This is a genomic window from Gluconobacter roseus NBRC 3990, from assembly GCF_006538885.1.
Lineage (GTDB): Bacteria > Pseudomonadota > Alphaproteobacteria > Acetobacterales > Acetobacteraceae > Gluconobacter > Gluconobacter roseus.
Genome location: NZ_BJLY01000005.1, coordinates 135,721 through 156,673, shown reverse-complemented (window position 1 = coordinate 156,673; position 20,953 = coordinate 135,721). Strand labels below are relative to the sequence as shown.

At 61.5% G+C, this 20,953-nt stretch carries 21 protein-coding genes and 2 tRNA genes; 8 read left to right on the top strand and 15 right to left on the bottom strand.

Annotation, left to right across the window (positions count from 1 at the left end; all coding sequences use genetic code 11):
• Positions 1 to 26: 26 nt before the first annotated feature.
• The 3 genes from GRO01_RS12640 to nusG all read left to right on the top strand — a co-directional run bounded on the left by GRO01_RS12640 (position 27) and on the right by nusG (position 960).
• Positions 27 to 103 (top strand) — tRNA-Trp (locus GRO01_RS12640).
• 62 nt (positions 104 to 165) lie between these two features.
• Positions 166 to 420 (top strand): preprotein translocase subunit SecE, encoded by a 255-nt coding sequence (gene secE, locus GRO01_RS13385; protein WP_231490083.1) that lies wholly within the window; start codon positions 166 to 168, stop codon positions 418 to 420.
• 9 nt (positions 421 to 429) lie between these two features.
• Positions 430 to 960, top strand: a complete 531-nt coding sequence (gene nusG, locus GRO01_RS12630) for a transcription termination/antitermination protein NusG (protein ID WP_011252857.1) — start codon at positions 430 to 432, stop codon at positions 958 to 960.
• Positions 961 to 1,035: 75 nt separating this feature from the next.
• Here the strand turns inward: nusG and GRO01_RS12625 are convergent, their stop codons facing one another.
• From GRO01_RS12625 to GRO01_RS12605, 5 genes are all read right to left on the bottom strand, one after another.
• Positions 1,036 to 1,653, bottom strand: a complete 618-nt coding sequence (locus tag GRO01_RS12625; RefSeq protein WP_062507699.1) for a PqiC family protein — start codon at positions 1,651 to 1,653, stop codon at positions 1,036 to 1,038.
• A gap of 3 nt (positions 1,654 to 1,656) precedes the next feature.
• On the bottom strand, positions 1,657 to 3,339 hold the full coding sequence (locus tag GRO01_RS12620) for a PqiB family protein (protein ID WP_062507697.1): 1,683 nt from the start codon (positions 3,337 to 3,339) through the stop codon (positions 1,657 to 1,659).
• Positions 3,336 to 4,820, bottom strand: a complete 1,485-nt coding sequence (locus tag GRO01_RS12615; RefSeq protein WP_062507695.1) for a paraquat-inducible protein A — start codon at positions 4,818 to 4,820, stop codon at positions 3,336 to 3,338. The genes GRO01_RS12620 and GRO01_RS12615 overlap by 4 nt, the downstream gene beginning before the upstream one ends.
• 244 nt (positions 4,821 to 5,064) lie before the next feature.
• Positions 5,065 to 5,140, bottom strand: a tRNA-Thr gene (locus tag GRO01_RS12610).
• A gap of 79 nt (positions 5,141 to 5,219) precedes the next feature.
• Positions 5,220 to 6,146 carry a 2-hydroxyacid dehydrogenase gene (locus GRO01_RS12605; RefSeq protein WP_062507693.1) on the bottom strand — a complete coding sequence of 309 codons (927 nt, stop codon included), beginning with the start codon at positions 6,144 to 6,146 and terminating at the stop codon, positions 5,220 to 5,222.
• A gap of 156 nt (positions 6,147 to 6,302) precedes the next feature.
• Between GRO01_RS12605 and GRO01_RS12600 the strand changes: the two genes are divergently transcribed.
• A complete protein-coding gene (locus tag GRO01_RS12600) occupies positions 6,303 to 6,491 on the top strand; it encodes a hypothetical protein (protein WP_062507691.1) in 189 nt (62 codons plus the stop codon).
• A 21-nt stretch (positions 6,492 to 6,512) separates the two neighbouring features.
• Here GRO01_RS12600 and GRO01_RS12595 read toward each other — a convergent pair whose 3' ends face one another.
• Both GRO01_RS12595 and GRO01_RS12590 read right to left on the bottom strand, forming a co-directional pair.
• On the bottom strand, positions 6,513 to 7,745 hold the full coding sequence (locus GRO01_RS12595) for a pyridoxal-phosphate-dependent aminotransferase family protein (RefSeq protein ID WP_062507689.1): 1,233 nt from the start codon (positions 7,743 to 7,745) through the stop codon (positions 6,513 to 6,515).
• Entirely contained in the window at positions 7,742 to 8,977 is a 1,236-nt protein-coding gene (locus GRO01_RS12590) for an allantoate amidohydrolase (RefSeq protein WP_062507688.1), read from the bottom strand. The genes GRO01_RS12595 and GRO01_RS12590 overlap by 4 nt, the downstream gene beginning before the upstream one ends.
• A gap of 116 nt (positions 8,978 to 9,093) precedes the next feature.
• On the opposite strand from GRO01_RS12590, the gene GRO01_RS12585 reads away from it, so the two are divergent.
• From GRO01_RS12585 to GRO01_RS12575, 3 genes are read left to right on the top strand one after another with little or no spacing between them, the layout of a single operon-like run.
• Complete coding sequence (locus GRO01_RS12585; protein WP_231490081.1) at positions 9,094 to 9,966, top strand: LysR family transcriptional regulator; 873 nt, start codon at positions 9,094 to 9,096, stop codon at positions 9,964 to 9,966.
• A 10-nt stretch (positions 9,967 to 9,976) separates the two neighbouring features.
• Positions 9,977 to 11,569 (top strand): gamma-glutamyltransferase family protein, encoded by a 1,593-nt coding sequence (locus GRO01_RS12580; RefSeq protein WP_174787455.1) that lies wholly within the window; start codon positions 9,977 to 9,979, stop codon positions 11,567 to 11,569.
• On the top strand, positions 11,563 to 12,822 hold the full coding sequence (locus GRO01_RS12575; RefSeq protein WP_083541234.1) for a cation:dicarboxylate symporter family transporter: 1,260 nt from the start codon (positions 11,563 to 11,565) through the stop codon (positions 12,820 to 12,822). Before GRO01_RS12580 ends, GRO01_RS12575 begins: the two co-directional genes overlap by 7 nt.
• Here the strand turns inward: GRO01_RS12575 and GRO01_RS12570 are convergent, their stop codons facing one another.
• The 3 genes from GRO01_RS12570 to GRO01_RS12560 form a co-directional block, all read right to left on the bottom strand.
• Positions 12,823 to 14,157, bottom strand: a complete 1,335-nt coding sequence (locus GRO01_RS12570; protein WP_062507686.1) for an AtzE family amidohydrolase — start codon at positions 14,155 to 14,157, stop codon at positions 12,823 to 12,825.
• Complete coding sequence (locus tag GRO01_RS12565) at positions 14,154 to 14,336, bottom strand: DUF4089 domain-containing protein (RefSeq protein WP_062507734.1); 183 nt, start codon at positions 14,334 to 14,336, stop codon at positions 14,154 to 14,156. Before GRO01_RS12565 ends, GRO01_RS12570 begins: the two co-directional genes overlap by 4 nt.
• Before the next feature lie 141 nt (positions 14,337 to 14,477).
• Positions 14,478 to 15,392, bottom strand: a complete 915-nt coding sequence (locus tag GRO01_RS12560) for a GDP-mannose 4,6-dehydratase (RefSeq protein WP_062507732.1) — start codon at positions 15,390 to 15,392, stop codon at positions 14,478 to 14,480.
• Positions 15,393 to 15,700: 308 nt separating this feature from the next.
• On the opposite strand from GRO01_RS12560, the gene flgH reads away from it, so the two are divergent.
• Entirely contained in the window at positions 15,701 to 16,447 is a 747-nt protein-coding gene (gene flgH / locus GRO01_RS12555; protein WP_062507684.1) for a flagellar basal body L-ring protein FlgH, read from the top strand.
• Between the two features lie 57 nt (positions 16,448 to 16,504).
• Here the strand turns inward: flgH and GRO01_RS12550 are convergent, their stop codons facing one another.
• From GRO01_RS12550 to GRO01_RS12530, 5 genes are all read right to left on the bottom strand, one after another.
• Positions 16,505 to 17,746, bottom strand: a complete 1,242-nt coding sequence (locus tag GRO01_RS12550) for a tetratricopeptide repeat protein (protein WP_062507682.1) — start codon at positions 17,744 to 17,746, stop codon at positions 16,505 to 16,507.
• Between the two features lie 3 nt (positions 17,747 to 17,749).
• Positions 17,750 to 18,184, bottom strand: a complete 435-nt coding sequence (locus GRO01_RS12545) for an ExbD/TolR family protein (RefSeq protein ID WP_062507680.1) — start codon at positions 18,182 to 18,184, stop codon at positions 17,750 to 17,752.
• Between the two features lie 72 nt (positions 18,185 to 18,256).
• A complete protein-coding gene (locus GRO01_RS12540; RefSeq protein WP_011252841.1) occupies positions 18,257 to 18,682 on the bottom strand; it encodes an ExbD/TolR family protein in 426 nt (141 codons plus the stop codon).
• A 4-nt stretch (positions 18,683 to 18,686) separates the two neighbouring features.
• Positions 18,687 to 19,787 carry a MotA/TolQ/ExbB proton channel family protein gene (locus tag GRO01_RS12535; protein ID WP_062507730.1) on the bottom strand — a complete coding sequence of 367 codons (1,101 nt, stop codon included), beginning with the start codon at positions 19,785 to 19,787 and terminating at the stop codon, positions 18,687 to 18,689.
• A gap of 137 nt (positions 19,788 to 19,924) precedes the next feature.
• Positions 19,925 to 20,593: an energy transducer TonB gene (locus GRO01_RS12530; RefSeq protein WP_062507678.1), complete on the bottom strand. Its 669-nt coding sequence runs from the start codon at positions 20,591 to 20,593 to the stop codon at positions 19,925 to 19,927.
• Positions 20,594 to 20,953 lie beyond the last annotated feature (360 nt).

The window sequence follows — 20,953 nt, the reverse complement described above, 5'->3', positions numbered from 1 at the left end:
ATTCCAAAGATGTCCTGTCCGATGATAGGGGTGTAGCTCAATTGGCTAGAGCGCCGGTCTCCAAAACCGGAGGTTGAGAGTTCGAGACCCTCCACCCCTGCCACTCCTTCTCGCCGGATGTCCTTCCCGACACCGGGAGCGGGTTTTTCACTTGATTCGAGGACGATGGTGTCGGTCAGTACCCCGAAAGACGAGTCGCGGAAAACGGCGCCTCAAAAGCACGGATCCGGCTTCAATCTGGTCGCATACGTTCGTGATGTCCGCGCCGAAGCAAAGCGCGTCACATGGCCGACTCGTCGTAACACCCTGATCACGTCAGGTGCCGTGCTCGTCATGGTTACCGTGACCTGCATCTTCTTCTTCATCGTGGACCAGGTGATCGGCCTCGGCGTCCGCGAACTATTTGGCGTTGGAGGCTAGGTTCGCACCATGGCGAAGCGTTGGTACGTTGTGCATGTCTATTCCGGATTCGAGAAAAAAATCGCGAGTCACATTCAGGAGCAGGCAGCACAGAAAGGCCTTTCCGACCATTTCGAGCAGATTCTCGTTCCTTCTGAAGATGTGACGGAAATGCGCCGCGGCCGTAAGGTCAATGCAGAGCGCAAGTTCTTCCCGGGTTATGTTCTTGTCAAAATGGAACTGACGGACGAAGCCTGGCATCTCGTCAAGGACACTCCCAAGGTCACGGGCTTCCTCGGAACGCGCAACCGTCCGACCCCCATCACGGCCGCCGAAGCCGATCGGATCATGAAGCAGGCCCAGGAAGGCGTTGAGCGCCCCCGTTCCAGCCTGTCCTTCGAGATTGGCGAACAGGTTCGCGTGGCCGATGGTCCGTTCACCTCCTTCACCGGCATGATCGAAGATGTCGACGACGAGCGTCAGCGCCTCAAGGTCAGCGTCTCCATCTTCGGACGCTCCACACCTGTCGATCTGGACTTCACGCAGGTTGAAAAGCTCTGACGCTTTTCAACCGCTGAATTACCTACAAAAAAGGCTCCCTCTCGGGAGCCCTTTTTGTTTGTGTGCCTGCGCCTCTCAGTCCGTCACAGGAGGCGGCAGGACGCGCAGTTTTGCAGCCGCCTGATCGGCAATGGCCGCGACACCCTGGCTGAGCGCTGCGGTCAGCTTTGACGTGCTGGAGGCCACAGGTTCCGCCGACTGCCAGACCACAGGCGAGGTTACAACGGGCCCGATCATCTTTCCGGCCGGATGAACAGACAGCATGCCGGTCACAAGAGCATGCCCGACCGAATCGGCTTCGAAATTGCGAATGGTCAGTTCGACATAGGCCGTGGGTGTCGTCGTGACCGCATCACCCTGAGCAAACACGGTCGTACCCGGCAAACGCTGGGCCAGATCGGTCATCAGCGTATGGCCCAGCATGTCCGGCAGCGCTTCACTCCAGCTGCTGCCAGAGGCCAGCTTGGTCTGGTAATCCTCACTGGCCTTCACGATCGTATCGCGATCCAGTCGCGCACTCACAACAGGCGTACGCACCTCGACCACGACCGGCCCTCCCGCCTGGGAGATGCCCGGCAGAGGCGCCAGTGTGTAAAGCGTCGGATCACTGCTGCAGGCCGAGAGAAAACCCGTCAGACCCAGAGCCCCCATCAGGGACAGGACACGAAGGCGGGACGTCAAAGACTGTGTCATGGCTCAGTTCCTGCGGCCGGTGATGAGAGCGGAAGGATGGTGATCCAGATAATCCGTGAGGAACCGCAGGGAGCGGGACATCTGGGTCAGCTGGGTGATCATGTTCTGAAGACTGCGGTGGAAATCCGTATCGCCGCCATAAGCCCCTAGAACCGACTGGGCATTGGTCAGGGTGCCCTGCAGACCCTTCATCAGTGCCGGCAGGTTCTGGTTGGCGTTCTTCGTCAGTTTGCTCAGGTTCTGAAGCGAATCGCGCAGCGCCGCGAGGGACTGCGTGACCTCAGGACTGTTCAAACGACCATCCGCATGCGCCAGAAGATCGTTCACATGACCACCGATTTCGGTCAGCGGCATGGCTGCGATCTTGTCGGTGATAGTGGAGACAGACTCCATGATGCCATCCATGCCACCTGCCTGACTTGGAAGGACGGCGATATCGCCTTCATAGGTCAGTGTCGTAGCAGGCGCATTCTTGACGAACTGCAAGGCGATCATGGACTCGCCGGTCAGGAAACTGGCGCTCTGGACCGAGGCCCGCATACCCTCAGCGACAAAGGCCTGAAGATACTTCTCGACGGGCGGCTCCTTGCTGTTCTCGATCCGGTCATCCCAGTTGGACAGCATGCGCTCAGGCTCGAGTTCCATATCCACGCGGACACGGGGAAGCTTCGTAGGGCCTTCGAGGAGGAGGCGGACGTCGTTAACCGTACCGATCTGCAGCCCAAACATGGTGACCTGGCTGCCGCTCGTGAGGCCTTTGACGGACGAGTTGATATAGGTCACGACACGCAGGCGCTTGTGATAGCGGGCATTGTCGGCATCAGCTTCACTGGCATAGAGCTTGAAAACCGAATTGGCGGGCGCATCAGGCAGATCGATGTTACGGCGACGCTCCGGCAGGCCGAAAGCAATACCGCCCGAGAACAGAGCCTGAAGCGATTTGAGCTGGACCTTCAGACCACCGGCACCAAGACCGACCTGAACCCCGGAGACGTTCCAGAAACGGCTGTCCGTGCGCAGATAGTGATCATAGGGCTCCTTGACGAAAGCCTGGATGACGATGGGCCCCTTCCCGCCCGGCGGCATCGTGTAGCCCAGAACCTCACCCACCTGAAGGTCGCGGAAGAAGACCGGCGACCCCGGACCAAGCGAACCCAGCGACGGAGAGACCAGCCAGAATGTCTCGCCTGGCTGATCCGAACGGACGCCCGGAGGCGACTCCAGCCCCTTGAAGGACTTCTGGTAGTGGCCGTCATCCGTACCGGGGTCCAGAGCGATATAGGCGCCCGAGAACAGCGTATCGAGACCAGTGATGCTGGCGCCGTTGATCCGCGGGCGCACGACCCAGAACCGGGTATGATCGGTCAGGATATGGGAGCTGTTGGCGTTCATCTGGACCGTCACGTCGACATGTTTCATGTCGTCGCTCAAGGTGATGTCCTGCACGGTGCCCAGAGTCACGGCCTTGTTTTTCACCTGCGTCTGGCCCGGAGTCAGGCCATCTGCGGTCTCGAACGTAATGGTGATTTCAGGACCACGCGTGGCAAAATGCTCCCACGCCAGCCATCCGGCGATGAGGATGGCCACCACCGGAATCAGCAGAATGAGGGAGAAGCGGGTGCGGCGCACCGGGGCTTCCTTCGGCGAGACCGTTGGCTCCCCCCGGTTGTTTCGGGAATCGCTCACGCGCGTCCAGGCTCCATGTCAGTAGGGTCAGAAGAAGGCAGATGGGGAACGGGAGCATCCGCAGACGATGTCTCCGGCTCCCGGTTGCCCGTCGCGGGACTGGCGACCGCACCATTCAGGCCGGCGGCATCCCACATTCCGCGGGGATCAAACAGCTCTGCGGCAAAAATGGTCAGGATCACCACCAGCGCAAAGCAGACCATCCCCGGATCAGCCGTGACATTGGCCAGAAAGCCGAAATGCACGACGGCAACGAGGATGGAAATCATGAAAACGTCAATCATGGACCAGCGACCGATGATGACGACAAGACGATAGAGCTTCGCCAGATGCCGCAGCTGCCAGCTGGATCTGAGACGGGTACAGATGATCATGATCGTCAGGGCGATGATCTTGAGGACAGGCACGGTGATACTGGCAAAGAGCACCAACAGGGAGAGCGGAATCATCCCGGCCTGCCACAACTCGATCACGCCACTGGTGATGGTGCTGGGCGCGCCATGCCCGACCTTGGTGTAGGTCATGACCGGCAGAAGATTGGCTGGCAGGTAGAACACGACGCCGGCCACCAGAAGGCAGGTTGCCGAGGACAGGCTCTGGGGCTTGCGGCGACGCAGGATCTGACCACAGCGGGGACAGTCGCCCATATCGTGTTCTTGCGGCACGGCATGATCGAAGGCCAGAACCAGATTGCAGGCGTAACAGGAGAGCATGTTCTCTACGGGAGGGATCACGCCGTTGCGGGCATCCAGATGAGCAACATCCAGCAGATGGCCCTGATGATCGTCAAGCTTGGGCTGGATGTCGCGGCTGCGCCAGATACGCTCAGCATCGAAGGTCGAGTCCACGGCGGCCATGCTCAGCATCAGACCACCCAGAAGATAGACGCCGGGCTGCAGGATGACGAGGGCAAGGTCCACGAGCTTGGTGTAGGCTACAAGCACGCCAAGGACATAGACTTCCACCATCGACCAGCCACGCAGGCGGTCGTACCAAGTGAGCAGACGTGGGGTCCAGTCAGGCATCTGGGGCCGTGACGCGCCATAGAGAATGGCACCCATCAGACCGATGATGACGCCCGGCATGAGGATCGTCACCAGTGCAACGAGAACACCGATCATGCCATAGCCCTGATGGCCAAGCTCAATCGGACCGCTCATCAGCGAGACGGTGTTTTCACGCCCATAGACGTTCAGCGTCATGAGGGAACTGATGAGGAGCGTCGCGTAAAGCGCGGCAGACGTAATGCAGAAAGCGGCCGGAGCGCCGATCAGGGACGTTCTGCGACGACGGGCCAGCTGGCAGCCGCAGCGCAGGCATTCGGCAAGATGTCCGGGTTTCAGGCGCGGAACGTGCTGGAAAAGGCCGCAGGTCGGGCATTCACGCAGGCCTTCCACCGCGTGAATGGAAGCGTGAGGCTCCTGGCTGCGGGAAAAGCTGACGGCGTTGCGCCACAGTCGTTTATGGAAACGGTCAGACATCGGGCTCCTAACCTAACGCAGGGAGCCGTCTTTTGACAGTCTGCCCTCCTCAGGCAGCCCTCCGCATCGGGATATCGACATTCATCGTAGTCCCATCGCAGGCAGATTGCCCAGAGGAAGCGGATTGTATCTGCAATATTTTGAAAAATTGTGAAGATCCGGATCCCGGGAGGGAAACACCGTTATCTGCGTCCGATATAATAGGACACAGCCGTAACAGATCCAGATTTTCGGAAGACCTTGATGGTGCCGGTGAAGAGATTCGAACTCCCGACCCCATCATTACGAATGACGTGCTCTACCAGCTGAGCTACACCGGCGCACCCATCAAGGTGGGCGCGTTCTAACCGAGCCCTTGGGGGTTGGCAAGCCAGAAAATGCAAAAACCGCTTCGATACCTCAATAGCCACGTCCGGTATCGATCACGCCGGTCATGGGTTCACCGGCTTCGTAGCGCCGCAGATTGGCCAGAACGGCCTCGGCTGCCGTGTCCGACTGGGCGGCGCTGGCGATATGCGGGGTCAGGAAAATACGCGGATGATTCCAGAACGGATGTTCAGGCGGCAGGGGCTCCGGCGTGGCGACATCGAGGACGGCCTGTGAAAGCTGGCCGCTGTCGAGAGCCGGAATCAGATCGTCCTGCACCAGATGACCACCGCGGCCACAGTTGATGAGGCAAGCCCCTTTGGGCAGCTTTTCAAACAGGCTGCGATTGAGGATGCCGCGCGTGGCGTCCGTCAGCGGGACGAGACAGACCAGAATGTCGGTTTCCGCCAGAAAGGCGTCCAGCTCCCCTGCCCCGGCAAAGGACTTTACGCCCGGAACCTCGCGACGACTGCGGCTCCAGCCCCGGCACTCGTATCCGAAGGAAACGAGCTTCTCCAGAACCGGACTGCCCAGTTCTCCCATGCCCATGAGGCCAACACGGTAGAGCTTCGCGGGACGGTTATGCGAGCCGTCCCAGACATGTTCGCGCTGCTGGCGGGCATAGCGGAACATGTCCCGGTGAAAGGACAGAACCGCCCACAGGACATATTCAATCATGCCCTCCACCAGACTACTCTCCACCATGCGGATGATCTTCACCCCCGGTGGCACATTGGCGAGGTTGAGCTGGTCGATCCCCGCGCCCAGCGAGAACAGGACTTCAAGATTGGGAAAAAGCGTGGCGAGATCGTCCGGCGTCTTCCAGGCCGCGAGATAGCGCACATCTTCTTTCGGGCCGGTTTCCGGCCAGATATGAAACGGGATGTCAGGACGGGCCTTCGCGAACTTCTCGCTCCAGATCTTCGCGCGTTCGGGCGTGTGATGGAAGACGATCGACATTCTACGTGTTCTCCAGCCGGAAATATGTGCGGGAATGCTCGCGCCACAGGGAGTTCGGATCAACCCCGCACACCTGTTTGTGTATGGCGAACTGTCGGGAACGCAGGCCGGGTTCGAGCGTAGAGGGGGCTGGATCTCATACAGGAGGGCAGGATCATGCCTCGTGGAGACAAGTCAGCCTATACGGACAAGCAGAAACGTCAGGCAGAGCATATCGAGGAAGGCTACGAAAAGCGTGGCGTCTCCGACAAGGAAGCCGAGCGCCGAGCCTGGGCCACCGTCAACAAGGAAGACGGTGGCGGAAAGAAAAGCGGATCGGGCCGGAAGAACCATCTGAAGGAATAGAACTTCCGGTCCGAAGACCGATCAGGCAGCGTCCCAGGCGGCGCGGGCAGCATCCACGCCTGCGCCGCGGTTGAGTTTTACGCCCTCGGCGGCCAGCACGGAATCGAAAGCTGCGAGCGTGAGCAGGACCTTGTCCTTGCGGGCATTGATGCCCATTGCCCCGATACGCCAGATCTTGCCGGTCAGCGGACCGAAGGATGAGACAATCTCGATCCCGAAATCGTCGCGCATGAGCTGGCGGATACGGGCATTGTCCACGCCTTCCGGAACCCAGACGCCTGTGACATTGCTCATGCGCGTGGCATCGTCACCGTAAACCTTCAGGCCCATGGCGCGCAGCCCGGCGACCATGGCGCGCCCTGCTCTCACATGGCGGGCAACGCGGGCTTCCACACCTTCTTCCACAACCAGACGCGCCGTCTCACGGGCGGCGTAGAGCATGGACGTGGCTTCGGTGTGATGGTTCATCCGCGCCGGGGACCAGTAATTCATCAGCATCGCCAGATCGAAATAGTTCGACTGGATGACCGGGCCATCACCCTGCGGCTGACCAGTGGCAATGCCCGCTTCGTCATGGCGACGCTTGAGAATGGCGGCAACGGCACGCTCGGACAGCGTGATGGGTGCAGAACCCGGAGGGCCGTTCAGGCATTTCTGCAGACCTGCCGTGGCGACGTCGATGTTCCAGGCATCGGTCTCGAAGGTCATGCCGCCGAGCGTGGCCGTGGCATCCACATAGAACAGCACATCATGTTTGCGGCAGAGACGGCCGATCTCTTCGAGCGGCTGGGCGGTCGTGGTGGAGGTGTCGCCATGAACACAGGCGACCAGACCGGGCTTGTGCTCGATGATGGCAGCTTCGATGGCGGCCGGATCGACAACCTGTCCCCATTCGACGTCCACCGTGCATGGAATACCGCCGCAGCGATGAACGATTTCCGTCAGCAGCAGCCCGAAACGGCCAAAGCGCGGAATGACGACCTTCATATCCGGCGAGACCAGCGATACCAGCGCAGCCTCAATAGCCGAACGGGCCGAGCCGTTCACCAGCAGCGTCCAGTGGTTCTTCGTGCGGAAGACCTCACGATACAGGGCCATGACCTCATCCATATAGGCGGTCATTTCCGGGTCCATCTGGCCGATCACGTCATAGGACATGGCACGCAGGATACGCGGATGGACATTCGTCGGTCCTGCACCCATCAGCAGACGGGACGGCGGATCGAGCTGGGCGAAAGTCGCAGGGTGGCTCATGACTGGAACTCCTTGACGAAGGCAAGCAGGGCGCGATGGGCGAGATCGACATCTCCCACGCGGACAGTTTCATCGGGATGATGGCTCAGGCCGCCGGGGCTGCGGATGAACAGCATCCCCATCGGGCACAGATCGACCATGGCCATGGCGTCATGCCCTGCACCGCTCAGAAGGCGCTGGGCCGGGCGACCGGTGACACTTGTGACAGCCCGCGCCAGACCTTCCACCAGTTCAGGCGCGCAGGCAGCGGCAGGCAGGTATTGCGGAGTATCGAACGCAATGCCCAGACCGCGACGGTCAGCGATGGCACGCAGATCGGTGCGGATTGCCTCCGCCATGGCATCACGGGCCTCATTGGTTTCGGCCCGCATGTCGAGCGAGAAGCGGACTTCGCCGGGGATAACGTTCGACGTGTTTGGCGTCACGTCAATCTGGCCCACCGTGGCAACCTGCGTGGCACCCCCCGACGCACCATTGCGTTCGACCGCAAGGATCATTTCAGCGGCAGCCGTCAGGGCATCCTGACGCATGGTCATGGGTGTCGTGCCCGCATGATCGGACTGGCCGGTGACAGTCACGCGCTGACGGGTCTGGGCGGCGATGGCGGTGACAACGCCGATCTCACCATCCGCGCTTTCGATGGCCGGACCCTGTTCGATATGGGGTTCGATATAAGCGATCAGCTCATCCGGGCGACGGGCGGCTTCGCTCAGACCAGCGGGATCGAGGCCGTAACGGATCATGGCGTCGGCCACGGTCACACCGGACGCATCCGTCATGTTTTCAGGAACGGACTCGATCAGCCCGGCCATGGCACGGGAGCAGATCATGGGAGCCGCAAAGCGCGAGCCTTCCTCGTCCCCGAAGCCCATGACTTCGATGGCGAATGGCAGGCGCGTTCCCTCTTCATTCAGGGCGGAGACCAGCTCGATCCCCAGCATGACCCCAAGATTCCCGTCAAACGCACCGCCATTGCGGACGGTATCAAGATGTGAGCCGATCATCAGCGCTGGGGCGCCGGGCGTCAGGCCTTCATAGCGCCCGATCAGGCTCCCGGCAGCATCCAGACGGGTGGTCAGCCCGGCCTCTTCCATCCACTGCGCAACCTGTGTGAGCGTGCGCTGATAGGCGGGGCCGAGCCAGAAGCGGAACAGACTGCCCGGTGTCTCGCTGAAAGGGACATCCGCGAGAATACGGCACCGCTCGACGGCGCGGGCTCCGTGGGCTGTCATGGGGGCTCCTGTCCGGGATGATGTGTCAAGACGGGTGGAACTGTGCTCTCATAACGGAGTCAGATCAAGTTGACCTGCCAATAAATATGGTCCCACATATTGGGATGAAAGATCAGATGCATCTCGACCCGTTCCATCTGCAATCCTTTCTCGCGGTCGCGGAAACGCTGCATTTCACGTCAGCCGCGCAGAGTCAGGGAGTAAGCCAGTCCACGATCAGCCAGCATGTCAGCCGGCTGGAGGAACAGCTTGGAACGCGCCTTCTGGCCCGGAGCACCAAGAGTGTGCGGCTGACGGAAGACGGCATGGCACTGATCGGTCTGGCGCGGCAGCTTCTTCAGTGTGAGGACAGCATCCTGTCCCGCTTCCGGCAGGAAGCCCCGCGCGGGACCATCCGTCTGGGCGTGACGGAAGACCTGCTTCTGACGCGGTTTCCCGAAATCCTCGGAACATTCCGCGCGTCTCATCCCTCGCTTCAGATCACCATGACAGTCGGTCTGTCGGCCTATCTTGCGCAGCTTCTGGAACAGGGAGAGCTGGACGTCTGGTGCGGAATGCGGCGTACGACGGAGACACGCGGACAGAAGCTGTGGACCGAGGACATGCGCTGGTATGCGCCTGCGGGAACGGAGTTTCCGGCCGAGCAGTCCATTCCGCTCGTGACATTCCCCGATGGCAGCGTCACGCGACGTCTGGCAATCGAAACGCTCAACAAGGCCGGGCGTGCCTGGCATCTGGCCTTTACCAGCGGCAGTCTCGGCGCGCTTCTGGCGGCTGTGCGCGCCGGATATGGCGTAACCCCGCAGCCGGCATTCCTGCGCAACGTGGAGCACCTCTCTCATTGCACAGCAGGCCTACTGCCGGAAATGCCGCAGGTCGAGTTCATTGCGTCCACCCGCCATCAGGTGGCGCAAGGGCCGGAAGAACTGCTGATCCGGACGCTCTGCGCCCATATCCCACGCCTCCAGCCCGATCTCATGCCCCTCTGAGGACGCTGCCATGCTGACACCCAATGCTCTCGGCGGAATGGTAACGTCTCCGCATCATCTGGCCAGTCAGGCGGGACTGGACGTCCTGCGCGAGGGCGGAACAGCGATCGAAGCGATCGTGGCCACGGCTTCCACGCTGGCAGTCGTCTATCCGCACATGACGGGACTGGGCGGCGATGCGTTCTGGCTGATCTGCTATCCTGACGGACGGACGGTGGCCATCGACGCCTGTGGGGCGCTGGCCATGGGAGCGGATCATGCGGTGTATGCCGAGGCTGGGCACAACGTCATTCCCTGGCGTGGCGGGCTTGCGGCCAATACGGTGGCCGGGACAGTCTCGGGCTGGGAGAAGGCACTGGAACTGAGCAGCGATATCCGCGAGCCCCTCCCGCTGGATCGGCTTCTTCGTGACGCCATCTTTTATGCAGAACACGGGCGGGTCGTATCAGAGAGCGAGGCGGCTCTTCTGGCGCAGAAGCAGCCGGAACTCATGTCGGATCCGACGCTGGCACGGATCTGTTTTCCAGAAGGCAAGCCCTGGACAGCGGGCAGTATCCGCAAATCGCCCGAACTGGCCCAGACGCTGAGAATGCTGAACCGGGACGGCTTGCGCAGTTTCTATAACGGGCCGCTGGCGCGCAGTCTGGCCGCCGATCTGGCAGCGGCAGGCAGTCCGGTCCGGTCGCTGGATCTTCTGGCGCATCGGGCAGAGGTCAAGGAACCGCTGCATGTCCAAACCAGCGATGGCTTTCTTTATAATACCGCCCCGCCCACACAGGGCGTGGCCTCGCTTCTGATCCTGGCCCTGTCGGATCATCTGAGCCGTGCCGACGGGCCGGAAAGCTTTGCGCATGTGCATGGTCTGGTCGAAGCGACCAAACAGGCGTTCCTCTACCGCAACCGTTATACGGATGGCAGCGAACATTCGGAATCCCGGGCCCGGGCTCTCTTGGCCGATCCGGCACGACTGGAGGCGATGGCGTCCCGCATTTCCATGACCCATGCCCTGCCCTGGACGGAGCAGACCCAATGGGGCGATACGACATGGATGGGGGCGATCGACCGCAATGGCGTTGCGGTCAGCATGATCCAGAGCCTGTATTTCGAATTTGGCTCCGGCGTAATGCTGCCGCAGAGCGGGCTGTTCTGGCAGAACCGCGGATCATCCTTCCGTCTGGCCCATTCGGGCTGGAATATCCTGCGTCCCGGAGCCAAGCCGTTTCGTACGCTCAACCCGGCTGCCGCACGACTGCGGGACGGGCGCACAATGGTCTATGGCACCATGGGCGGCGAAGGCCAGCCCCAGACACAGGCCGCAATCTTCAGCCGTCATGTCCGCTACGAGGTGCCACTTCAGGAAGCGATCTGCCGTCCGCGCTGGCTGCTCGGGCGCACCTGGGGAGACGAGAGCCTGTCGCTCAAGGTGGAGCCGGGATTCAGTCCGGATGTCATGTCGCGGCTTGAGGCAGCCGGGCATACCGTCGAAGCACTCCCCGAACAGTCCATCATCATGGGTCACGCCGGCGCGCTGATCCGCCACGAAAACGGACGCCTCGAAGGCGCGACCGATCCCCGCAGCGACGGGGCCGTTGCCGCGTGGTGAGAGCTCTGGCCGGAAACCTGTTCGCGCAGGTCGTTCTGGCAACGATACTCGGGCTTGGCGCCGGACTGTTCTTCCCGGCCCTCGCGGATGATGTGGGATGGATGATGGCGCTGTTCATGCGCCTCATCATCATGGCGGTCGGGCCGCTGCTGTTCTGTATCGTAACGCTCGGTATTCTCGGGGCCGGATCGCTGAAAACGGTCGGGCGGCTCGGGGGACAGGCCCTGCTCTATTTCGAGATCATGACGACGCTCGCGCTTGGCGTAGCGGTCATGGTTGCGATGGGGCTCGGGATCGGCCGGGGCGTCGGGTTCGTGCCAACGGCCGAAGATATGCGGATGATTGCGTCCTATGGCGGACATGCGCAGAGCCTGCGGGCGGGAGGCATCAGCGGATTCCTGCTCTCGCTCGTGCCGCGCACCCCTGCGGAAGCCTTCACGCAGGGGAACGTCCTCCAGATTCTGGTCTTCGCGATTTTTGCCGGATGCTGCCTGAGCGGTATGGGAGAACGCGGCGCACCTCTGGTCCGGCTGATCGAAAGTGTTTCCGAACTGTTTTCGCGCATGATGGGCGTCATCATCCGCGTGGCTCCTCTGGGCGTGTTCGGCGCGATGGTGACGACAACGGCGCGTTACGGACTGGAGACCATCGGGCATCTGGCCGGATTTACGGCGCTGTATTTCCTGCTGGTGGGGCTTTTTATCGTTGGCGCGCTGGGCGGGGGTCTGCGGCTTGCGGGCGTCAGCCCACTGCGGTTTGCGCGTTATTTTCGCGAAGAACTGCTGATCGTCGCCACAACCACGGCATCGGACGCGGTTCTGCCCAGCCTGATGACCAAGCTTGAGAAACTCGGGGTGGAACGTCAGGTCGTGGGGATCGTGGTGCCAGCCGGGTATTCACTCAATCTGGATGCACTATCGATCTATCTGGGGATGGCAGTCATCTTTCTGGCCAATGCCACCGGAACGCATCTGACAGTCTGGCAAATCGCGACACTGCTGGTGACAGCGCTGATCACATCCAAAGGCGCGCACGGGATTCCGGGTTTTGCGATCGTCATTCTGGCAGCAACGCTGGCGAGCGTGCCCTCCATCCCGCCCGCAAGTCTGGTGATGCTTCTGGCCGTGGACTGGTTTGCAGGGATCGCGCGGGCCGTGGGCAACTTCGCAGGCAACTGCGTCGCCCCGGTTCTGATTGCCGCATGGGAAAAGCGCCTCGACCACGCAAAGATGGCCGAGGCGCTAGGACGTTAATCAGATCAGACGGGCTTCCGCCAGTCCGTCCGTTTCCAGCTTTTCAGCCAAAGCAAAGAGTTGGTCCTCGCGGCCCGGACGCGCAATCAGCTGCGCACCGAGCGGCAGCCCCGGAACCTTCATCGGCACCGTCAGGACCGGGAAACCCGCCAATGTCAGCGGCTGCGTGTAAAGACCCAGATTGGCCCGGGCAGAGACCATCTTGCCGCCGATTTCGATTTCCGGCTGATCGAAACGCGGCGCCTCACCGACAAGCGCCGGGGCCAGCAGGATGTCGGTTTTCGCAAAAGCCTCGTGCATGCGATCCCGAAACCAGTGCCGCAGGCGATGAGCCTGAAAAATCAGCGTGGACGGCAGAAGAGCCCCAGCCAGCAGACGGTCCCGGACAGCAGGATCGTATTCGCCAGCCTGAGTGCGCAGACGTCCGAGATGCTGCCCCGCCCCTTCGGAGGCGCTGATGACAAATGCCGCAGCCCGCGCACGCGCCACTTCGGGGATCTCCACGACATCCGTTGCTCCCAGCGCCATGGAGAGCGTATCGATCGCCGTCTGCATCGGCGCCGACATGTTCTCGCCGAACCAGCCGCCAAGCCGGGCAATGCGCAGGCTGCTGACATCCACCTCCGCCAGCGGTCTGGCGCAGAGCGCTTCAAAACAGGCTTTCAGTCCGCCCGCACTGTCAGCGAACGGGCCGACCGTATCGAGGCTCGGTACGAACGGGTAGCTGCCCTCCACGGACAACCGACCCTGCGTCGCCCGCAGCCCCCACACGCCGCAGAGCGACGCCGGAACGCGGATAGAGCCGTTCGTGTCGGAACCAAGGCCGAGAGAGAACATCCGCGCAGCCACACCCGCCGCCGAACCGCCTGACGATCCACCGGCCAGACGCTCGGGAGCATGCAGATTGCGGGTGTTGCCGTAATGGGCGTTGATCGTGGCGAACCCGTAAGCAAACTCGTCCATGTTCGTCAGGGCGATGGGAATAGCCCCGGCCGCGATCATGTGCGCAACCACAACCGCATCCTGCGTGGCAGGCGGATCGTTGGCGAGGACTTTCGAGCCAGCGGTCGTGACTTCGCCTCGGACATCGAACAGATCCTTGATGCCAAACGGCACACCCGCAAGCGGTCCGGGATCGCGGCCCTGCAGCACAAGACGATCCACCCTCTCGGCAGCTTCAAGGGCACGCTGCATCAGCAGGCGCGTGACACAGTGATAGCTCCCGTCCCGGCTTTCGATATCGGCCAGAGCCTTCACGGCCAGATCGCGTGCGGAGCGCTCGCCCTTGCGGACGCTGGCGGCAAGCGCGACCGTGCGCTGTTCAAGGCCGCTCATGGTTCGTACCGGAAAGCGGGTTCGAGGCGGTCCGGCAGTTCCAGCCCTTCGATCAACGCGCCATAGCTGCGCAGAAGTTCAAGATTGGTCCGCACCCCGGCACGGAATTCGGACGGGATGGTCAGGCCGTTCGCAGCGGCGAGCACCGTAATTTCGCTGTCATGGGGGTCTGTCGTCATACGAACTCCGGTTTCCGGTTCTGCCTTGCTGACCATAATCCTGTCCCGTCCGCCGGTGCGATGACATTCACAGGAGGCCACAAAGAAAATGACGGCCTGCTCGCGGACTGTCCAGCATCAGACGATGCCGGACCGGTCATTTCAGGGTTTGATCCGGTAACGCCAGTCATTGAGCACACTCACCAGCGTCTCATGCCAGGGGATCTGAGGGCTCCAGTCCAGCGCCTGCCGGGCGGCGGCTGGATTGCCCCGCATGGAAGGCAGGCCGGACGGACAGGGAATGTCTGGATCGACCTCAACGGTCGCCGAGATGCCAGCCACGTCCAGAAGATCAGTAGCCATGGAACGGACCGTGCGGGTCACGCCGGAACAGATGTTCAGAGCGGTTCCATTTGGCAGAGGCTGGGGAAGAGCCAGCGCATTGATATAGGCGTCACAGGCGTCGCGCACATCGGTAACGTCGAAACCCGCGTCGGGATGGCCCACTCTGATGGTCGGCGCCTGCTGTCCGGCTTCGATCCGGGCAACCTGAGCGGCAAGAAACGGCAGGATAGCGTCTTCATCCTGCCCAGTGCCCGCCTGGGTAAAAGAGCGCAGGCGCAGGCCGTGCAGCCCTTCCCGGCTCAGATTGCCGATGGCCAGATCGGCCGCCGCCTTGCTGGAGGCATAGGCATTGACCGGTGCGATCACAGCGGATTCGTCGAGGGGCTGGCCCGAGGAAAAACTGGCCCCATAAACTTCGGCCGTTGAGACGAAGATGAAGCTGGCCTGAGGAGCATGGGTCTCGAAGGTTTCAGCCAGAATGAGCGTCCCGTCCAGATTGACCGTCCAGGCATCAGCGCTTTCCGCCTTTGCACGCGCGACCGAGGAAACAGCAGCCAGATGCAGGCAGGCATCCGGCTTTTCATTCCGCACGAAACGCTCGACGGCAGCCCGGTCGCGGATGTCCATCGGGTCTTCCAGCAGCACATGTCCGGGAATGCGGTCCTGAAGCCGGGCCTTGAGATGCTGGCCGACAAACCCCTGCCCGCCGGTCAGCAGAATCCGGAGTCCCATCTCAGGACCGGAACGCGGAAAACCTGTCCGCGGTGGAAGAGGCAGAAACGGTCGGCATGGGGCAGTCTCCCGGCAGGATGGGCCCGGGCTGGCCGGAATGTCAGCCCACGCCATGTTGTTTTCGGCCACATCTCCTGACAGGGCAAGGGCGCAGCAGGAACCGGGACACTCAGACCGGAGGCCTGCCACCGACAACGAGACCTCGTCCGAGTCTTGCCAATGCACTGTACCGGCGGCGTCTTAACAGGTTTTTTACCGCTCTCGTGTTTGCTTGGGATCACACAGAACAGACGGATCTCATCTTTCCCATGCGGCACGCTTTTCGACATTCTGCTCGCACTCTGGGGCTGCTCGGCCTTCTGCCGGTCCTGTCAGCCTGCAATTCCCTCGCGCAGATGTCCGAGATCGGCCGGCCACCCCGCATGACATCGATCACGGATCCGACGCGGGCGAACTCCTATCGTCCCGTCACCATGCCGATGCCGCCCCTGCAGGCGCCCCCTGACGAGGCCGCAAGTCTCTGGCGCTCCGGCAGCAAGGCGTTCTTCAAGGATCAGCGCGCATCGCAGGTCGGCGACCTCGTCACGATCATCGTGGACATCACGGACAACGCCGCCTTCAACAACGGGACGACTGCCGACCGGACCGCGGACGAGAAATTTGGAATTCCCAATCTGTTTGGCATCAAGGGCAAGGTCATCAGTTCGATCACAGGCGCGGACAGTCTGAACACGGCCAGCAGCAGTGATTCCGGTGCGACCGGCAAGATCACCCGCAACGAGACCGTAACCCTGCGTCTGGCAGGGACCATCACCCAGGTTCTGCCAAACGGCAATTTTGTCGTAATGGGCAAACAGGAAGTGCGGGTAAACAGTGAATTGCGGGAACTGGGAGTCAGCGGCATCGTGCGTCCGCAGGACATCACGGCGGACAATACCGTGACGCATGACCGTATGGCGGAAGCCCGGATTTCTTATGGTGGACGCGGAACGCTCACACAGCTTCAGACCCCGCGCTATGGCCAGCAGGTCATGGACGCGATCCTGCCGTTCTGAACACAAAAAAGCCGGGGCAGAACCCCGGCTTTTCTATACTTTTTTAAGACGGATGTCTTACTTCGCGGGACGCGACAGCAGCAGCGACCAGAGTTCGGCAACATCCTTAGCTGGGCCATTGCCCTGCACGGAAGAGAACGTCTTGATGGCTTCGGCCTTCTGGCCACCATCCATCTGCGCCATGCCGTATTCGACCTGCGCCAGATCCGGATAACGCGGGTTCTTGCCCAGACCCGTCTTCATCAGAGCCAGACCCGCATCAACCTGTCCGTTCAGCACCTGGTTGTAACCAGCGGTCAAAGCCGGACCTGCGTTTGGAGCAGAAGCGGCCTGCGTCACGGCAGAGGCAAGCTGGCTCCGGTTCGTCGCAGCCTGCTGGGCCACAAAGGCATGGAACTTCGCATCAGACGCTGCGGTCGGACCATTGCCGAGCGAGTGGTTGGCATAGCCCTGGTTCAGCAGGTTGAGCGCCAGCTGGGGCAGGCCCATCTGTACGGCGCGCTCACCCATATCCTGATAGTCGGACGGATCCTTGAGCACACCGGTCGCCAGACGCAGACGCTCGACATAGAAAACGAGCGGCGGCGAAAGGTTCGGGTTTGCCACCAGATCGTGGATCAGCATCGACCAGTAATCAGGCTTGGAATAGTACTTGGCCAGCAGGACATAGGCATGCGTCTTAGCATCCGCGTCCTTCAGGTTCGTATAAGCCGTTGCCAGCATCTGAAGCTGGTTCTCGGCCGGAACCTTGCCAGCCTTGATCGTGGCATCGACCTGCTCCTGCGCGGCCTTGGCCGTGCCCTTCCAGTCCTGCTGCAGGTAGTAGCACTGAATCAGCATCGTCTGCATGCGCGGGTCGGCGCCGTATTCCTTCAGATAACGCTCGGTTGCCGGAATGGCGCGAGCGTACTGCTTGGCGCTGTAGGCCATGGTGGCCTGCGCCATCAGCATCTGGCCCTTGGCAGCCTTCGGCGTACGGGAGCTGTTGATCAGGACATCATAGGCCTTGATCGCAGCATCCGTGTTGCCTGACTGCGCGGCGATGGCCGCACGCATCTGGGCCGTGGTGTAGGCTTCGTAATCGGTCTTGCCCTTGACCGCGTCTGCGGCGTCGACGGCTTCCATTGCCTTGGCATAGTTCTTGGATGCCAGGGCGCTCTGGGCCTGCTGCAGATCCTTGCCAACGGCCTGGCCGAGGACATCGTCAGCATGGGCGGAGCCGGCAAGCGCAGCGATACCGAAGACACCGGCCAGCAGAAGGTTACGGGCGCTCAGACGGCGGTAAAGGGACAAAGACACGAATTACTGTCCTTCCATGAACTGATCCAGACCGACAATTCCAAGCTTGGTCATGCCGAGACGCTGTGCATCCGCCATAACATGGGCCACCGTCTTGTAGTCGGCAAGACGATCGGGATGGATATGCATTTCAGGCTGGTCCGGCATTGCTGCGGCAGCTTCGAAATGGGCCTGAAGAGCGGCCTCGGATGCGATCGGCTCGTTGTTCCAGGAAATGCTGTTGTCGTAGCCGATGCTGACGGTCACGAGCTTGGGTTGTTCGGTCGATGGGGGAGGATTGCCCTGAGGCAGATCGATCGCCACCGAGTGTGTCTGAAGCGGGATGGTGATGATCAGCATGATCAGCAGCACCAGCATCACGTCGATCAACGGCGTGGTGTTGATATCGACAATGCCTTCGTCTTCGTGCGTGCTGTCAGATCCGACGCTCATGCCCATGACGGCGGTTCTCCAAAAGGGTGACGTGAAAGCAGGAACGGGCCGCTTCGTTCAAAACGGCCCGACACGACCTCAGTTCGAGTGAGGCTGCTCGGTAATGAAGTCCACGTGGGCGATCCCTGCTTCCTGGCAGGTTGCAACCACCTGGCCGACTGCCAGATACTTGGCAGCCTGGTCACCGCGGATCTGGATCTGCGGCTGCGGCTTCTTCTTGGCCGCCTCGACGAGGCGGTTCAGAAGTTCGGTGTGGTTCGGGACGAGTGTCGTGTCCCAGAACACCTGGCCGTTCGCATTCACGGCCAGGACAACGTTGCCCGGCTTGGTCTGTGTCGGCTGATTGGCATCAACCGGCAGCTTGACCTTCACCGTATGCGTGGCGACGGGGATGGTGATCAGAAAGATGATCAGCAGCACCAGCATGACGTCGACGAGGGGGGTGGTGTTGATTGCCGACACCACCTCGTCGTCACCGCCGCCTCCTCCGACGTTCATTCCCATGGTATCAGACCCGCTCGCTGGTGGTGATGGTGGTCGGGACAGCCATGCCGCCTTCAGCCGGAGCAACACCGTGACGGAAGCCGCCGATCAGGACGGACTGGATGTCAGCAGCGAAGTTGCGGACGCGATCCATGGCACCCTTGTTGCGGCGGACGAGCAGGTTGTAACCCAGCACGGCCGGAACAGCGGTGGCGAGACCGATGGCCGTCATGATGAGGGATTCACCAACCGGACCAGCGACCTTGTCGATGGATGCCTGACCGGAAATACCGATGGCCGTCAGGGCGTGATAGATACCCCAGACCGTACCGAACAGACCGACGAACGGCGACGTGGAACCCACCGTACCGAGGAAGGCGAGACCGCCCTGCATACGGGTGTTGATGGTGTCGACCGAACGCGAGATGGACATTTCGGTCCAGGACGGCAGATCGATCGAGTCACGCATGGAGCCTTCGTGGTGCTCGGCAGCCACGATGCCCGTCTCGGCAATGTAACGGAACGGCGAAGACGGCTTCAGGGCAGCAGCACCGTCATGAACGGACGGCTTGGTCCAGAACTCACGTGCGGCTTCCTTGGACGCTGCGAAGACGCGGCCCTGCTCCAGGAACTTCATGACCATGATGATCCAGGTACCAGCGGACATGATCACCATGATGATCAGAACGCCACGGGCAATCGCATCACCATTGGCCCACAGGGCGCCAAGGCCATACGGGTTGCCCTGCGGAGCAGGTGCTTCCGGAGTTGCGGTTGCGCTCTCGCCCGGGGTTGCGGCGGCGGCAGGAGACTGGTCGGCCGGAGCCGTTGCCGGAGCGGCGCTGTCGGAAGGAGCAGCGGCTGCCGGAGCGCCGGCATCGTTGGGGGCAGCTGCAGCCGGGGCGCCAGCCGGATCGGCTGACGTCGTCGGGGTTGCCGGGTTGGAAGAGGGATCCACCGGAGCCGCTGCGGGAGCGCTCTGGTCAGCCGGAGCCGGCTGGGCGAAAGCGACAGCCGGTGCAACGGCACCGGAAGCCAGGGCCAGCGTCAGAGCCAGTGCGCTGGCCCGGACGGCACGCGCCTTCGTCGGAACGGCAAGGGCAGGAAGGCGGAACAGTCTGGTCATGAACTCCATATCCTCGTTAGAGATGCCCGTTTTCGGAGCTTTCTGGGTTGTCGGCCATATGGAGACCGGCCCTTTTCTGAGCCCTGTCAGGTTTGGAGATCCTGACAGGGCAATTCTATTTGACGGTAGTCGAAAGATCAGTCGTCACCCATCGTGAAGTCGATGTGCAGCACGTGGTGATGCTCTGTTACCGGGGCGCCGTTCACGACGGCAGGCTGGTAACGGGCTCGACGAAGGAAGTCGAGTGCACTTTCCACGAACTCGTGACCACCGCTTGAACTCACAATGGTACAGTTTGCCGTCTTGCCGGTCGGAAGAATGTCACACGATGCGGTCACATGACCCTCGCGGTTTTCTTCCATGGCTTCGTCCGGATAGACTGCCTGTGCGCCGTTGATCGGTCGTGCACCAGCCGAATGATCTGGAACTGCGTCAGCGGGCGGTCCCTGCGGCGGAGCCGGAACGGGCTCTGGCGACGGGGTCGGGCTGGGCGGCACCGGATGCGGCGGCTTGGTGTGCGTGACCCGCTGGACCGCTTTCGGCGGCGGCGGAACGCTGATCTTCGGCGGCGGAATGTACGGCGGAGGCGGCTGTTCCATCTGCGGCGGCGGCGGTGGCGGCGGTGGCGGCGGTGGCTTGGGCTGTTCCTTGATGACTTCCGTCTTGATAGGCGGCTTTTCCTGGACCAGCTTGCTCACAGCACCACTCATGAGCGCATAGATCACGGCGCCCATAGCCAGCACGGCCACGACGATCGCGACAATGTAGTCTGTCGGCTTGCGCTGCTGTGCGGCGTAGCTCTTCATGTCGAAACCTTCTTACCCCTCACTGACACCGGCGTTGATCCACATCTGCCGGGTGCGGTGCCCCCGATTTCTGTGTTTCCACCGGGTTCCCTCACAAAGAACACATGAAATCCTTCATATGCCGTGAGGACATACCCGATATGCTGATTGGGCAGTCTAACCGCCATGCTGTCAAGCCGGTTATTGCCTTTATCGAAACGATTTTTCCATATTGACGACATATTCTTTGGTTCTGGATCACGCCAGAAAAACGAAAATGTCGCTGGAAATCACCGTAGCGCAATTTCGCGATACGGTACCGTGACAGATTCAAGAAAATAAGGCGCCGGAACAGGGATCCTGTTCCGGCGCCTTTGCGAA

Bases quoted from the DNA above. Each gene is read 5' to 3' on its own strand.
- secE (WP_231490083.1), top strand. From the start codon at position 166: ATGGTGTCGGTCAGTACCCCGAAAGACGAGTCGCGGAAAACGGCGCCT.
- nusG (WP_011252857.1), top strand. From the start codon at position 430: ATGGCGAAGCGTTGGTACGTTGTGCATGTCTATTCCGGATTCGAGAAA.
- GRO01_RS12625 (WP_062507699.1), bottom strand. From the start codon at position 1,653: ATGACACAGTCTTTGACGTCCCGCCTTCGTGTCCTGTCCCTGATGGGG.
- GRO01_RS12615 (WP_062507695.1), bottom strand. From the start codon at position 4,820: ATGTCTGACCGTTTCCATAAACGACTGTGGCGCAACGCCGTCAGCTTT.
- GRO01_RS12605 (WP_062507693.1), bottom strand. From the start codon at position 6,146: ATGTCGATCGTCTTCCATCACACGCCCGAACGCGCGAAGATCTGGAGC.
- GRO01_RS12600 (WP_062507691.1), top strand. From the start codon at position 6,303: ATGCCTCGTGGAGACAAGTCAGCCTATACGGACAAGCAGAAACGTCAG.
- GRO01_RS12595 (WP_062507689.1), bottom strand. From the start codon at position 7,745: ATGAGCCACCCTGCGACTTTCGCCCAGCTCGATCCGCCGTCCCGTCTG.
- GRO01_RS12590 (WP_062507688.1), bottom strand. From the start codon at position 8,977: ATGACAGCCCACGGAGCCCGCGCCGTCGAGCGGTGCCGTATTCTCGCG.
- GRO01_RS12585 (WP_231490081.1), top strand. From the start codon at position 9,094: ATGCATCTCGACCCGTTCCATCTGCAATCCTTTCTCGCGGTCGCGGAA.
- GRO01_RS12580 (WP_174787455.1), top strand. From the start codon at position 9,977: ATGCTGACACCCAATGCTCTCGGCGGAATGGTAACGTCTCCGCATCAT.
- GRO01_RS12570 (WP_062507686.1), bottom strand. From the start codon at position 14,157: ATGAGCGGCCTTGAACAGCGCACGGTCGCGCTTGCCGCCAGCGTCCGC.
- GRO01_RS12565 (WP_062507734.1), bottom strand. From the start codon at position 14,336: ATGACGACAGACCCCCATGACAGCGAAATTACGGTGCTCGCCGCTGCG.
- GRO01_RS12560 (WP_062507732.1), bottom strand. From the start codon at position 15,392: ATGGGACTCCGGATTCTGCTGACCGGCGGGCAGGGGTTTGTCGGCCAG.
- flgH (WP_062507684.1), top strand. From the start codon at position 15,701: ATGCGGCACGCTTTTCGACATTCTGCTCGCACTCTGGGGCTGCTCGGC.
- GRO01_RS12545 (WP_062507680.1), bottom strand. From the start codon at position 18,184: ATGGGCATGAGCGTCGGATCTGACAGCACGCACGAAGACGAAGGCATT.
- GRO01_RS12540 (WP_011252841.1), bottom strand. From the start codon at position 18,682: ATGGGAATGAACGTCGGAGGAGGCGGCGGTGACGACGAGGTGGTGTCG.
- GRO01_RS12535 (WP_062507730.1), bottom strand. From the start codon at position 19,787: ATGACCAGACTGTTCCGCCTTCCTGCCCTTGCCGTTCCGACGAAGGCG.
- GRO01_RS12530 (WP_062507678.1), bottom strand. From the start codon at position 20,593: ATGAAGAGCTACGCCGCACAGCAGCGCAAGCCGACAGACTACATTGTC.